The following is a 13,200-nucleotide window of genomic DNA, read 5'->3' on the forward strand; positions in this document are numbered from 1 at the left end:
CGGTGCCGGCCCCTGCGATGGTTTGACGAGTTCGTCATTCGGTCTCTCCTCGATATGGTTGATGTGCGCTGTTCGACAGCGCCGCACCGGCCGCGTTCTTGGGCGCTGTCCGCCCCGCCTCCAGCGAACCCGGCCGAAGCCTCGTACAATCGTCGGATGAACGAAAGCGTCCCCGCCAACCCTGCTGCTCCTTTACCACGCGCCGCCCTCGTCGCCGGCCTGTCCATCGCCGTCGCAGGCGCCGTCCTGTTTTCCACGAAGGCCATCGTGGCCAAACTGCTGTATCGCTACCACATCGATGCAGTCACTTTGATCGCGTTCAGAATGCTGTTCTCGCTTCCGGTGTTTGCCGCCGTTGCGCTCTGGAAGATGCGAACCCAGCCGCCACTGTCGAAGCAGGACCGCTGGCGCATCGTCGTGCTGGGCCTGCTCGGCTACTACCTGTCGAGCTACCTCGACTTCCTCGGCCTGCAGCACATCTCGGTGGGGCTCGAGCGGCTGATCCTGTTCCTGACCCCGACCTTCGTGCTGCTGGCGAACGTGATGATCTTCAAGCGGCGCGTCAAGGGGGCGGAATGGGCGGCGCTGGGGCTTGCCTATTGCGGCATCGTGCTGGTGTTCGTGCACGACCTTGCCGGCGGTTCGGGCAGCACCATCCTTGGCTCGCTGCTGGTGCTGGGCTCGGCGATCTCGTATGCCGTCTACCTGCTCGGCACCGGCGAGATGGTCAGGCGCATCGGCTCGCTGCGTCTGGTGGCTTACGCGATGTGCGTGTCGAGTGCGGCCTGCATCGCCCAGTTCTTCCTGCTGCGTCCGGCGAGCATGCTGGTGCAGCCGGCGGAGGTTTACTGGCTCTCGCTGGTGAATGGGGTATTCTGTACGATCTTCCCCGTGTTCATGACCATGGCCGCGGTCCAGCGCATCGGCGCCGCGACCGCCTCGCAGGCCGGGATGATCGGTCCGGTATCGACGCTGTTCCTCGGCGCGCTGATCCTCGGCGAGCCGGTAACCGGCGTACAGCTGGCCGGCACCGGTCTCGTGCTGGTGGGGATCTATTCTCTCTCGCTGAAAAAATGACGACAATGACCAAGCCACGCATTGCACTGATCGCGCACGACAGGAAGAAGGACGACATGATCACCCTGGCCAGGGAGTACCTTGATTTCCTCAAGGGTTGCACGCTCTCGGCCACCGGCACCACCGGCGGGCGCCTGGCCAACGAGCTCGGACTCACGGTCGAGCGCAAGCATTCGGGTCCGGTCGGCGGCGACCTGCAGATCGGCGCCCAGCTGGTGCAGGGCGAGATCGACTGCGTGATCTTCCTGCGCGACCCGATGACGCCGCAGCCGCACGAACCCGACATCAACGCCCTGGTGCGCGCCTGCGACGTGCACGACATCGCCTGCGCCACCAACGTCTCGACCGCGCGCCTGGTGCTGTCGCAACTGATGCGCGCCCGCGCCTAGCGAGCCGCACTTGGAGAATCCCATGCTGGTCAAAGCCATCCGCATCGCCACCCTCGGTGGCCCCGAAGTGCTCGAGTACGCGGACGTCGAAGTCGGCGATCCCGGCCCGGGCGAGGCGCGCGTGCGCCACCATGCCATCGGCCTGAACTACATCGACACCTATTACCGCAGCGGCCTGTACAAGCTGGCCCTGCCGTCCGGCCTGGGCCAGGAAGGCGCCGGCGTGGTCGAGGCGGTGGGCGAGGGCGTCACCCACGTTCGGCCGGGCGACCGCGTCGCCTATGCCGGCGGCCCGGCGGGCGCCTACAGCGAGGCGCGCGTCATGCCGGCCAACATGCTGGTGCGCCTGCCGGACGCGATTTCCTTCGAGACTGGCGCCGCCATGATGCTGCAGGGCCTGACGGTGCAATACCTGTTCCGCCAGACCTACCAGCTGCAGCCCGGCCAGACCATCCTGTTCCATGCGGCGGCGGGCGGCGTCGGGCTGATCGCCTGCCAGTGGGCGAAGGCGCTCGGCGTGAACCTGATCGGCACCGTCGGCTCCGAGGAAAAGGCGGAACTGGCGCGCGCCCACGGGGCGGCCCACGTCATCAATTACAACACCGAGGACGTGGTGCAGCGCGTGCTGGAGATTACCGAGGGCGCCAGGGTGCCGGTGGTCTATGACTCGGTCGGCAAGGACACCTTCATCCGTTCGCTCGACTGCCTGCAGCCGCGCGGCCTGATGGTCAGCTTCGGCAATGCGTCCGGCGCGGTGCCGCCCTTCGCGCTTTCCGAACTGGCTTCGCGCGGCTCGCTCTACATCACGCGTCCGACGCTGTTTGCCTATGCCGCGACCCGGCCCGCGCTCGAGGCGATGGCGGCCGAATTGTTCGAGATGGTGGAAAGCGGGAAGATCAGAATCGAGGTCAAGCAGAGCTTCAAGCTGGCGGATGCAGCCGAGGCGCACCGGGCGCTGGAAGGGCGCCGCACGACCGGCTCGACGGTGCTGCTGCCATGAGGGAGTCGGACAAGGAAGAAAGCGGCGCGCCGAAGTTCGGGCGCCTCTTGATCGTGCTGGCGTTCGCGCTGGTGCTGGTCGTGGCGCTCACCTTCGGCTCGGAAGCCTACTTCAGCTGACCGGCTGCTTGCGGCGGCGCGCGGCGCTCAAGCCCAGCAGGCCGAGGCCCAGGAGTCCGAGCGACGCCGGTTCCGGCACCGGTGCCGGATCGGTCCCGGCAGCATTCGCGTTGAACTCCAGGTGCGACGAGAAATATTCGAGCGGATCGCCGACGGCCAGGTCCTGGATCTGCAGGGTCCAGGTGCCGAACATGTCGGTGGCATCGAAAGCGGACAGCTGCTTGACCGGGCGGAAGCTGCCGGCGGTTGCCACGCCGCCGACCGCCGTGGCGGCTTCGTCGTCGAAGTTGACGCTGATGCGGCCGCTGCCCGGCCGCGAGCCGGTGTATGTGCCGGCGTTGACCAGGTTGACCACGGTCCCTTTCGGGCCAATCAGGCGGAAGATCATTTCGCTGTTGAACGAGTTACCCGTGCCGATGCAGGCGCTGCCGGCCGCGCCGATGCGTGGATCGTCGCATTTGGAAAACTCGATCAGGACGTTCAGGTCCTGGATGTCGCCGTGCCGGGTGACGTCAATGTTGCGAAGAAGAATGTTTCCATCGGCGACGCCATACGTCGAATCCGTCACGATGACGGTAGCATGGGCATGCAGGCCGAAGCAGAACAGCACAGCGGACACGGCACTGCGGATGATAGAAAGTTTCATCGGTCTTCCTTAACTTTTGAATAATGAATAAAAGCAATAAATATGCCAGCAGGAAAATATCAATGGCATCAATGGCTTAGTGCGGCTAAGAAATATTCATTCCCAAAAGTGTCAAGAAAACCGACATCGGGCGCCGTTTGGTCGACCTGAAAAAGAACGAGGCCTTGCGGCCCCGTCCTCGTCTGCAGCTGGCGTGTCAGCCGTTTTGCTGCTTCAGTTCCACCCTGCGCGCCACGCCCGACGGCCCCGGGAAGCCTTCGAAGGCGCTCTGCACCAGGGCCGGCATCAGCGCCGGCGTCGACAGCTCGCGGCTCATGTTGTGCACGGTGACGTCGAACAGGCGCTTGCCGTCGCTGGCCGACTTGATCCCGACCTGCAGTTCGCGGCGGTAGCGGTGCTCGATCGAGACCTGGTAGGCCGGGCTCCAGAACGGATCGTAGAACGGGCTGCTGTAGAAACCGCCCCAGTACGGACGGTGCAGGCCGCGGTAGCCGAAGCGCCGCGCCGGATGGTAGTAGGGGCGGTAGAACGGTGAGGCGAACGGGTGGGCGAAGGGCGTGATCGGCTCGACCACGCGCACCGGCACTTCGGTGGTGGTGAAGCGCATCGCTACCGTCAGCGCCGGCTTGCCGCCTGCGGCATCGCGGAAGCCCAGGCGCGCCAGCTGGCCGCGCACCAGATCCTGGTAGGCGCGGTATTCCAGCGTGTCGTCGGCTGCCGGCGGCGCCTCGAACACGTAGCTCTTGTCCTCGATCTGTGCCGGCCACTGGTGAAAGGTGGTGACATCGCTGCGGATCGTGGTGGCGCACCCGGTCAGCAGCATCGTGAGCGCCGCTCCGGCGGCGATCATCAGGCGTTTCATTGCTTTCTCCCTCGTGAATACGGACTTTTCCTATCCTCTAGATTATCTTCTGTTCAGCAACTAGGTGAATTAATTTACACGCGGTTACTGCATGCACATTCCGATACATACCGCAACGTAGCGGCCAGCCGAAAATCATGTTGGTAAAATAAGCACTTCAGCCAGCATCCCAACCTGCCTTTTGCGGACTTCCTATGCGCACCGATACGCCCCAGACGATTTACCGGAGTGACTATACCCCGCCGAGCTACCTGGTGGAAACAGTTGAGCTTGGCTTCGACCTCGACCCCGCCCGTACCGTGGTCGCCAACCGCATGACGGTGCGCCGCAACCCCGACAGCGCCCAGCGCGAGATCGAACTCTACGGGGAGGACATCGAACTGGTGGCGCTGCGCCTGAACGGCCGGCAGCTGGAAGACCGCGACTACGCGATCAACGGCAACATGCTCACCATCCCGAACGCGCCCGAAGAAGCCACCCTCGAGATCGAGACCGTCTGCGTGCCGGAGCAGAACACCACGCTGAGCGGCCTGTACACCTCGAACGGCAACTTCTTCACCCAGTGCGAGGCCGAAGGCTTCCGCCGCATCACCTATTTCCCGGACCGCCCGGACGTGATGGCGAAGTACACGGTCATGCTGCGCGCCGACAAGGAACGCTATCCGGTGCTGCTCTCCAACGGCAACCTGCTGGAAGAAGGCGAGCTGGGCGACGGCCGCCACTACGCCAAGTGGGAAGACCCGTTCAAGAAGCCGTCCTACCTGTTCGCGCTGGTCGCCGCGCGCCTGGTCTGCCAGGAAGAGACCTTCCGGCTGGCCGACGGCCGCGACGCGCTGCTGCAGGTGTGGGTCGAAGAGGGCAACCTCGACAAGACCGACTACGCGATGCAGTCGCTCAAGCACAGCATCCGCTGGGACGAGGAGCGCTACGGGCTGGAACTCGACCTCGACCGCTTCATGATCGTCGCCACCAGCGACTTCAACATGGGCGCGATGGAGAACAAGGGCCTGAACATCTTCAACACCAAGTTCGTGCTGGCCAACCCGCGCGTGGCCACCGACATCGACTTCCAGGGCATCGAGGCGGTGGTGGCGCACGAGTACTTCCACAACTGGACCGGCAACCGCGTCACCTGCCGCGACTGGTTCCAGCTTTCGCTCAAGGAAGGCCTCACGGTGTTCCGCGACCAGGAATTCACTGCCGACATGATCGGCACCGAGACCGGCCGCGCCGTCACCCGCATCGACCAGGTGCGCACCCTGCGCCAGGCCCAGTTCCCGGAGGACGCCGGCCCGATGGCCCACCCGGTGCGCCCGGACTCCTTTGTCGAGATCAACAATTTTTATACCGTCACCGTGTACGAGAAGGGCGCCGAAGTGGTGCGCATGTACCAGACCCTGCTGGGCCGCGAAGGCTTCCGCAAGGGCATGGACCTGTACTTCCAGCGCCATGACGAGCAGGCCGTCACCTGCGACGACTTCCGCAAGGCCATGGCCGACGCCAATGGCCGCGACCTGACGCAGTTCGAGCGCTGGTATGACCAGGCCGGCACCCCGGTGCTGCGCTTCGAGGCGCGCTACGACGAAGGCGCGCAGACCTACGGCATCACGCTGTTCCAGTCCTGCCCGCCGACCCCGGGCCAGCCGGAGAAGCGTCCCTTCCACATCCCGGTGGCCGTCGGCCTGCTCGACCGCGAGGGCAACGACATGCCGCTGACGCTGGACGGCAAGGAGCTGGGGACCACCACCGTGCTCGAACTGACGGAAAACGAGCAGACCTTCGTGTTCACCGGCGTGAAAGAGCAGCCGACCCCTTCGGTCCTGCGCGACTTCTCGGCGCCGGTGATCCTGCAGCACGGCTACAGCGACAGCGACCTGCTGCACCTGTTCAGCCACGACAGCGACCCGGTCAACCGCTGGGAAGCCGGACAGCGCCTGGCGATGGGGCGCCTGCTCAAGCTCACCGGCGAGGCGCCGGTGTCAAGCCGCCTGAGCCTGGACGATACATTCATCGAGGCGATGCGCAAGATGCTGACCGACGAGTCGCTCGATCCGGCCTTCCGCGAGCAGGCGCTGCTGCTGCCGACCGAAACCATGATCGCCGAACAGCTCGACACCGTCGATCCGCTGGCCGTGCACATGGCGCGCCAGTTCATGCGCGCCAACATCGGCGCGCGTCTGCGGGGCGAACTGCTGGCCCAGTACGAGGCCAACCAGACCCCAGGCCCCTACAGCCCGGATGCGGCGTCGGCCGGCAAGCGCGCCCTCAAGAACCTGGCACTGTCCTACCTGAACGCGGCGCCGGACGACGAGACCATCGCGCTGGCGCTGCGCCAGTGCCAGGGCGCCGACAACATGACCGACCGGGCCGCCGCCCTCAGTGCCCTGATCCATGCGCGGGCGCCGCAAGCGGAAGCCGAGCTGGCACGCTTCTACGACGAGTTCCAGGGCGAGGCGCTGGTGGTCGACAAGTGGTTCGCGATGCAGGCCGCGGCGCCGACCACCGACATCGCCAAGGTGCGCGAGCTGATGCGCCACCCGGCCTTCAACCTGCGCAACCCGAACCGCGCGCGCAGCCTGGTCGCGACCTATTGCATGAACAACCCGGTCGAGTTCCACGCCCCGAACGGCAGCGGCTACCTGTTCTGGGCCGAGCACGTGACCCTGCTCGACGCCCTCAACCCGCAGGTCGCCGCCCGTCTGGCGCGCGCCATGGACCGCTGGCGCCGCTACACGCCGGAACTGCAGCAGCACATGAAGACCGCGCTGCAGCAGGTGGCGGGGCAGCAGCGGCTGTCGAACGACGTCCGCGAGATCGTCACCAAAGCGCTGGCCAATTAAAAGAACTTAAACCAAACCAAAGGAAGTCAATGAAACGCGTAAGTCTGACGCAGTACCTGGTCGAGGAGCAGCGCCTCCACCAGAACATCAATGCCGAACTGCGCCTCCTGATCGAGGTCGTGGCGCGCGCCTGCAAGCGCATCAGCTATTCGGTCAGCAAGGGTGCGCTCGGCGAAGTGCTGGGCAGCGCCGACACCGAGAACATCCAGGGCGAAGTGCAGAAGAAGCTCGACGTGATCTCGAACGAGATCCTGCTCGAGGCGAACGAGTGGGGCGGTCACCTGGCCGCGATGGCCTCGGAAGAGATGGAAACCATCCGCCTGATCCCGAGCCGCTACCCGAAGGGCGAGTTCCTGCTGCTGTTCGACCCGCTGGACGGCTCGTCCAACATCGACGTCAACGTCTCGATCGGCACCATCTTCTCGGTGCTGAAGGCGCCGGAAGGCATGACCGAACCGACCGAGCAGGACTTCCTGCAGCCGGGCGCCCAGCAAGTCGCGGCCGGCTACGCCGTCTACGGCCCGCAGACCATGCTCGTGCTGACCACCGGCAACGGCGTGCAATGCTTCACCCTGGACCGCGAAATGGGTTCCTGGGTGCTGACCCAGAGCGACATGCAGATCCCGGAAACCACCAAGGAATTCGCGATCAACATGTCGAACAAGCGCCACTGGCATGCGCCGGTGCAGCGCTACGTGGACGAAATGCTCGCGGGCTCCACCGGCGCGCGCGGCAAGGACTTCAACATGCGCTGGATCGCCTCGATGGTGGCCGACGTGCACCGCATCCTGAACCGCGGCGGCATCTTCATGTACCCGGCCGACATGCGCGATTCCAGCTCGCCGGGCAAGCTGCGCCTGATGTACGAAGCCAACCCGATGGCCATGATCGTCGAGCAGGCCGGCGGCGCGGCCACCGACGGCAAGCAGCGCATCATGGACATCCAGCCGACCAACCTGCACCAGCGCGTGCCGGTGTTCCTCGGTTCGAAGAGCGAAGTCGAACTGGTCACCCGTTATCACGCGGAGTAATTTTTTGGCAATAAGTGTTTGAAATTGCCGAGCCGGACTAGCAAGTTGCCGGAGTTGTTTGCTAGAATACGGCTCTTCGTCGGGATTGCCCGCGTAGAGCCGCTGTAGCTCAGTCGGTAGAGCAGCGCATTCGTAATGCGAAGGTCACCAGTTCGATTCCGGTCAGCGGCACCAGGACATGAAAAGGGCCACCCAACAGGGTGGCCCTTTTTGCATTGGCTGACCCGTCCAGGCTTCCGGATCAGGGCACGACGCGCGCGGGAGCGCCAAGGGTAGGCGCCATGCTGGGCAGGCCTGGCGGCTTGGCCCCGATCAGCGGGGCGAACAGGCGCGGGCAGAGGCGCATGAACCGATGGTAGACCAGGCTCAGGGCAGCGACGATCGCCACCGGGGTCGCAATCCAGTAGATTGGGTAAGGTATGTCATCACCGAAGGCCTGGTATGCCACCGACGACACCAGCAGCAAAGGCGCATGCGCCAGGAAGATGAAGAAGCTGGCTTTGCTCTGGGACTGGAGCCAATGTCCCACAGGCGTATCGTGCAGCAGCGATGCCGCGGGCCAGATGAGGAAAGGCGCGATGTAGCGGAAATACGTGGTATTCCCGATCTTGAAATGTACCAGGCACAGGCACAGTACGATAAAGAGCCCAAAGCAGGGAAGTGCGTAGCGGTCAAGGGTCGATAGTGTCCATTGGCGCGTCGCTGCCAGCCCGCCGAGGTAGAACATGATCGGCATGACGTCGCGCAGGACCAGGGCGCCATCCAGATTGTTAAAGAATATGAAGGCCACCACGGCGAAACCTGTCCACGGGCGGCTGCGCAGGACGACTCCCAACAGCGGCGCAAGGGCCATCAGGACGATCAGGTCGCGCAGAAAATTCAGTGGATAGTTGATCGGCGACGCACCGATTCCGAAGGCAGCATCGAGCCAGGTCGAGGCATCGAAGGGAACGAGTTGATAGCTCATTCGAAGGCCGATCTGTTGCTGGGCCATGAATGCGCCAGCCAGCACGGCCAGGTTGAATACGCAAAAGGGCAGGGCAACCGTGCGGAATTTTTTCCTGACGAGTTGCATCCAATGCTGGTCCAGCGTGGAACGGTACAGGAGATAGCCGGAAAAAACGGTCAGCATCGGCACCGTGGCGCGAAATACGGCGTGCTGGAACAAGGCCTTGATGAAGTCGAACAGGTCCGGGCCGGTCTCGGCGATCGGCACGTAAGGCGGTGTATGCAGGATGACGACGCCGACGATCATGAGGTATCTGAGCATGGCAATACGGTCGAACACCAGTTGTTGTTCCATTTTCTTTCCTCCTTACAGAGGATGGTAAAATGCAAATATTTCGCACTCATGAATCGTGCTTCCGGGACGCAGTCCGAGCCGATCGCGCATGACATGCGACGCCCATCGGGCGATTCCGATCAGCGGCACCAGGACATGAAAAGGGCCACCCAACAGGGTGGCCCTTTTCGCATTGGCTGACCCGTTCCGGTTTCCGGATCAGGGCACCACGCGTGCGGGAGCGCCCAGCGAAGGCGCCGTGCTTCGCGGGCTTGGCGCCTTGGCGCCGATCAGCGGTGCGAACAGGCGCGGACAGAGGCGCATGAACGTATGGTAGGCCAGGCCCAGGATAGCGACGATCGCCACGGGTGCCGCAATCCAGTAGAGCGGGTAAGGTATGTGGTCGCCAAGCTTCTGGTACATCACCCACGACACCAGCAGCAAAGGCGCATGGGCCAGGAAGATGAAAAAGCTGGCTTTGCTTTGGGACTGCAGCCAGCGGCCTGGCCGCGTATCGTGCAGCAGCGCAGCCGCGGACCAGATGAGGAAAGGGGCGACGAAGCGGAAATAGGTGGTGTTACCGACTTGGAAGTGAACCACGCACACGCACAGGACAACGAGCAGTCCCAGGCAGGGAAGGGCGTAGCGGTCCAGAGCCAGCAGGTCCCAGTTGCGTGTCGCCGCCATGCCGCCGACGTAGAACATGATCGGCATGATCTCGCGCAGGATCAGCGTTCCGTCCAGATTATTGAAAAAGATGAGAAACACCGCCGCGAATCCGGGCCAGGCCCAGTTGCGCAGGATGAAACCCAGCAGAGGCGCGAATACCATCAGGACGATCAGGTCGCGCAGGAAATTAAGCGGGTAGTTGATCGGCGACGCAGACATTCCGAAGGCAGCATCGAGCCAGGTTTGCGTATCGAAAGGAATGAGCTGATAGCTCATGCGAAGACCAAGCAGATGCTGGGCTGCAAGGGCGCCAGCCAGCACAAACAGATTGAACACGAGGAAGGGCAGGACGATCGTGCGTACCTTCTTGTTGAACAATCGCCTCCAGTCCTGGTCCAGTCCGGAGCGGAACAGGAGATAGCCGGAAATGAGCGTCAAGACTGGTACCGTGGCCCGAAATGCGGCGTTCTGGAAAAATGCTTTGATGAAGTCGAAGATTCCCGGACCGATCTCGGTGATGGGCACGTAAGGTGGGGTATGCAGGATAACTACGCCGACGATCATGAGATACCTGAGCATGGCAATGCGATCAGATACGAGTTTTTGTGCCGTCATCAAACTTTCAATCTAGTTTGTAAAATGTAAATATTGCGATGTTACCAGTTTACTTTTAGGAAAGTCGCGCGATTGAACGGCCGCGTCACGGATCAGAGGGCTGCCTCCTTCAGCCCGCGCACCAGGCTCGACACGCTCGGGTTGTCGACAAAAATGCATCGCTTGCCCGTGCGCTTGCAATGGTCCTTCACCCGCCAGTAGGCATGGTGGCTGATGCAGCCGGTCTGGCAGATCACCAGGTCGGCCGCCGCCAGACTGGCATCGAGCTGGCCGGCGCTGTCTTCCAGGCCGCCGTCATGGTGCGCGAACTGGGCGCCGACGCGCTCGATCACGTTGCGGTAGACCGGCACGCTGCCGCTGCGCCCGCCCACGCACAGCACGCTGCGGTTCACCAGCCGCACCGGCACTTCGGTCGGCACGGCCGGCATGTCCGCAGGCGCGTCGCCTGCAGGCGCCGGTGCATCCGGGGGCACATTGCGTGCCGCTTTCAATGTGGCCACCTGGGCCCGCAGCGCCGCTTCCCGTTCCTCCATCTGCGCCACGCGATTCGCGAGGCGCTGGCGCGTCTCCAGTTCCGGCACTTCCGCCTGCAGCCGGGCCAGTTCGGAGCGCAACTGGTGGATGTCGGTGTCCTTCGCGATCAGCGCGGCGCGCCCGGCCATCAGCTGCTGCTCGTAGCGTTCGGCCTGCGCGCTCTTCTCCTGCAACAGCGCCTGGCAGCGGCCCTGCGTCCGGGCCAGTTCGCGCACCAGGCGGGCATGCTCCGTGCTCAGGGCCTTGACCTTGTCGATGTCGGCACGGGCGCAGGCGCCGGCCTGGTGCTGCACCATGTGGATGTCGCGGCACATCTGCTGTTCCAGTGCGGGCGTGCAGCGCGCATGGCTTAGAGCGGCCCAGAACGCGCCCGGCACCTTGCCGACGTCGACCGCCTGCACCCACAGTGCGCCCACTTCCTCCGTGGTCCTGGCCGAGCGGAAGCGCGCGACGTCGGCGGCGTAGCGCCGCTCCAGCTCCTTTTGCAGCGCTTCCGACAGCGGATTGCGCAGGGCGCACTCGCTGACCGCGCCGACGTGGATGTCGTAGTCGTCGTGCAGCAGCCGGCCGCCCGTGACCCGTTCCACCAGCTTGCGCAGGGCAGGCAACGGCAGGGCGACGCCGACCAGCGGGCAATGGCTGGCCTGGCTGAGTTCCCAGACGCGCCGGCGGCGCGATCCCCCTTGCGATGTGTCGGCGGCCTGCGGAGCGTGTTTGTCGCACATGCTTTTTCCTGTAAATGAGAATGATTATCATTCATATGATAGCGCAGATGAGGTGGAAGGCAAGCGGATTCGCCTCCTCTCCGTGGATGGCACGGCTCTGTTAGGCAACGCACGGTCCCGGGAGCACGGCTGTTGTATTTTTTGTATCGCGACGCAGTGTCCGATACTGCGCGCGTTTTCGGACCGCCACAGGCGACCGCTCACGCAGCGACGAGGACGTCTGCGCTAATAGCGGAACTTTTGCGCTGGCTTCGGGTCTCGATTCATGAGAATGGACCTGGAGCAAGAAACAAAGTTCTGTCTTGAGATAGCGCAGTCAATCGTCGTCCCTCGCGCCGTTTGAGGCGGAATCGAGGAAGAATGTGGTGATAGTCGGGTATCGGTCTAATCGCGTTGGTCTACATTTTTACGAGGGATACATCATGGATAATCAGAAATCTACCGAGGGAAAAGGCAGCGACGCAAGCCGCGAGGGTGCAGGTTCGAGCATTGGTAAAAGCCAGACTTCCGGCCTGAACCAGGGTAGCAGCGCTTCGGGCAGCAGCCAGAGCGGTTCGTCGGGCAGCCTCGGCAGCGCCAACGCCTCGCCAAGCAGCGCCAAGCCGGCTACCGGCAGCAGCAACGGCGCCGTCGGCGGCACCAGCAACGCGGGCAGCATGCAAAGCGGCTCGCAGAGCTCGGGCAACCTGGGCAGCTCCAGCTCCAGCAGCCAGCAGAGCGGCTCGTCGGGTTCCAGCGCAGCCGGCAGCAGCGGCAGCCTGGGCAGCTCGACCGGCGGCAACAGCGCCCTGGGCTCGAGCGGCAGCACCTCGGGCAGCACCACCGGCAGCAGCGCCGGCACCACCGCCAGCAGCAGCGGCAGCATGGGCGGCGCCAGCGCACAATCGTCGGGTTCGACCTCGGGCGGCGACCAGTCGCAGGGCGGCATCAAGGCTGCCATGTCGAACATCACCCCGGACAAGGCGCACGAGAAAATCGACCAGCTCGCACAAGGCGCGCAGCCGCTGGTCGATCGCCTGGTCAGCACCGCACACGCCGGCGTCGATCGCCTGAGCGGCATGCTGAGCGGCGCCTCGGAAAGCCTGGGCCAGCGCAAGGGCCAGCTGGGCGAGACCTACCAGAACTACTCGACCAAGAGCACCGAGTACGTGAAGACCAACCCGGGCACCGCCCTGCTGGTCGCGGCTGGCGTCGGCTTCCTGCTGGCCAAGCTGCTGAGCAGCAGCGACACCACCGAGCGTCGCGAATACCGCTACTATCGCGACTGATCGGCGCAAGCCATCAAATAAAAACCCCGGCGGGCTTCGGCCCTGCCGGGGTTTTTTCGTTCAAACTGAGCTTGCTCCGTTCGACCGTATTTTTATTCAGGCACTAGCTGGACGCGCGGTCGGCAGAGCCGACCACCCTACGC

The 13,200-nt window shown here is 63.9% G+C and carries 12 protein-coding genes and 1 tRNA gene; 8 read left to right on the forward strand and 5 right to left on the reverse strand.

The window, feature by feature from the left end; translation table 11 throughout:
• Positions 1-156 precede the first annotated feature (156 nt).
• The 4 genes from B2R83_RS08815 to B2R83_RS08830 are packed head-to-tail and all read left to right on the forward strand — an operon-like array spanning position 157 to position 2,585.
• Positions 157-1,077, forward strand: coding sequence for a DMT family transporter (locus B2R83_RS08815; RefSeq protein ID WP_292040193.1), 921 nt, complete (start codon positions 157-159; stop codon positions 1,075-1,077).
• Positions 1,074-1,466, forward strand: a complete 393-nt coding sequence (locus tag B2R83_RS08820; protein ID WP_209587566.1) for a methylglyoxal synthase — start codon at positions 1,074-1,076, stop codon at positions 1,464-1,466. The genes B2R83_RS08815 and B2R83_RS08820 overlap by 4 nt, the downstream gene beginning before the upstream one ends.
• 25 nt (positions 1,467-1,491) lie before the next feature.
• Positions 1,492-2,466, forward strand: coding sequence for a quinone oxidoreductase family protein (locus B2R83_RS08825; RefSeq protein WP_292040261.1), 975 nt, complete (start codon positions 1,492-1,494; stop codon positions 2,464-2,466).
• Complete coding sequence (locus B2R83_RS08830) at positions 2,463-2,585, forward strand: hypothetical protein (protein WP_267872344.1); 123 nt, start codon at positions 2,463-2,465, stop codon at positions 2,583-2,585. The genes B2R83_RS08825 and B2R83_RS08830 overlap by 4 nt, the downstream gene beginning before the upstream one ends.
• Here B2R83_RS08830 and B2R83_RS08835 read toward each other — a convergent pair.
• Both B2R83_RS08835 and B2R83_RS08840 read right to left on the reverse strand, forming a co-directional pair.
• Complete coding sequence (locus tag B2R83_RS08835) at positions 2,578-3,231, reverse strand: PEP-CTERM sorting domain-containing protein (protein ID WP_292040201.1); 654 nt, start codon at positions 3,229-3,231, stop codon at positions 2,578-2,580. The genes B2R83_RS08830 and B2R83_RS08835 overlap by 8 nt on opposite strands.
• 196 nt (positions 3,232-3,427) lie before the next feature.
• Positions 3,428-4,093: a DUF4136 domain-containing protein gene (locus B2R83_RS08840; RefSeq protein ID WP_292040206.1), complete on the reverse strand. Its 666-nt coding sequence runs from the start codon at positions 4,091-4,093 to the stop codon at positions 3,428-3,430.
• Positions 4,094-4,287: 194 nt separating this feature from the next.
• Between B2R83_RS08840 and pepN the strand changes: the two genes are divergently transcribed.
• The 3 genes from pepN (at position 4,288) to B2R83_RS08855 (ending at position 8,138) form a co-directional block, all read left to right on the forward strand.
• Entirely contained in the window at positions 4,288-6,933 is a 2,646-nt protein-coding gene (pepN, locus tag B2R83_RS08845) for an aminopeptidase N (RefSeq protein ID WP_292040208.1), read from the forward strand.
• Positions 6,934-6,962: 29 nt separating this feature from the next.
• Positions 6,963-7,964, forward strand: a complete 1,002-nt coding sequence (locus B2R83_RS08850; RefSeq protein ID WP_292040210.1) for a class 1 fructose-bisphosphatase — start codon at positions 6,963-6,965, stop codon at positions 7,962-7,964.
• A gap of 98 nt (positions 7,965-8,062) precedes the next feature.
• Positions 8,063-8,138, forward strand: a tRNA-Thr gene (locus tag B2R83_RS08855).
• Positions 8,139-8,205: 67 nt separating this feature from the next.
• Here B2R83_RS08855 and B2R83_RS08860 read toward each other — a convergent pair.
• The 3 genes from B2R83_RS08860 to B2R83_RS08870 form a co-directional block, all read right to left on the reverse strand.
• Positions 8,206-9,267, reverse strand: coding sequence for an acyltransferase family protein (locus B2R83_RS08860; RefSeq protein ID WP_292040212.1), 1,062 nt, complete (start codon positions 9,265-9,267; stop codon positions 8,206-8,208).
• Positions 9,268-9,465: 198 nt separating this feature from the next.
• Complete coding sequence (locus B2R83_RS08865; RefSeq protein WP_292040214.1) at positions 9,466-10,530, reverse strand: acyltransferase family protein; 1,065 nt, start codon at positions 10,528-10,530, stop codon at positions 9,466-9,468.
• 92 nt (positions 10,531-10,622) lie between these two features.
• The gene (locus B2R83_RS08870; RefSeq protein WP_292040216.1) at positions 10,623-11,789 is read right to left on the reverse strand and encodes a DUF2325 domain-containing protein; all 1,167 of its coding nucleotides are present in this window, start codon (positions 11,787-11,789) and stop codon (positions 10,623-10,625) included.
• Positions 11,790-12,211: 422 nt separating this feature from the next.
• Between B2R83_RS08870 and B2R83_RS08875 the strand changes: the two genes are divergently transcribed.
• The gene (locus B2R83_RS08875; protein WP_292040218.1) at positions 12,212-13,057 is read left to right on the forward strand and encodes a DUF883 family protein; all 846 of its coding nucleotides are present in this window, start codon (positions 12,212-12,214) and stop codon (positions 13,055-13,057) included.
• Positions 13,058-13,200 lie beyond the last annotated feature (143 nt).

This window comes from Massilia sp. UBA6681 (genome assembly GCF_002454935.1).
In the GTDB taxonomy this organism is placed as follows: domain Bacteria; phylum Pseudomonadota; class Gammaproteobacteria; order Burkholderiales; family Burkholderiaceae_D; genus Telluria; species Telluria varians.

Coding starts and splice junctions, on each gene's coding strand:
- B2R83_RS08815 (WP_292040193.1), top strand. CDS start 157: ATGAACGAAAGCGTCCCCGCCAACCCTGCTGCTCCTTTACCACGCGCC.
- B2R83_RS08820 (WP_209587566.1), top strand. CDS start 1,074: ATGACGACAATGACCAAGCCACGCATTGCACTGATCGCGCACGACAGG.
- B2R83_RS08830 (WP_267872344.1), top strand. CDS start 2,463: ATGAGGGAGTCGGACAAGGAAGAAAGCGGCGCGCCGAAGTTCGGGCGC.
- B2R83_RS08835 (WP_292040201.1), bottom strand. CDS start 3,231: ATGAAACTTTCTATCATCCGCAGTGCCGTGTCCGCTGTGCTGTTCTGC.
- B2R83_RS08840 (WP_292040206.1), bottom strand. CDS start 4,093: ATGAAACGCCTGATGATCGCCGCCGGAGCGGCGCTCACGATGCTGCTG.
- pepN (WP_292040208.1), top strand. CDS start 4,288: ATGCGCACCGATACGCCCCAGACGATTTACCGGAGTGACTATACCCCG.
- B2R83_RS08850 (WP_292040210.1), top strand. CDS start 6,963: ATGAAACGCGTAAGTCTGACGCAGTACCTGGTCGAGGAGCAGCGCCTC.
- B2R83_RS08860 (WP_292040212.1), bottom strand. CDS start 9,267: ATGGAACAACAACTGGTGTTCGACCGTATTGCCATGCTCAGATACCTC.
- B2R83_RS08865 (WP_292040214.1), bottom strand. CDS start 10,530: ATGACGGCACAAAAACTCGTATCTGATCGCATTGCCATGCTCAGGTAT.
- B2R83_RS08870 (WP_292040216.1), bottom strand. CDS start 11,789: ATGTGCGACAAACACGCTCCGCAGGCCGCCGACACATCGCAAGGGGGA.
- B2R83_RS08875 (WP_292040218.1), top strand. CDS start 12,212: ATGGATAATCAGAAATCTACCGAGGGAAAAGGCAGCGACGCAAGCCGC.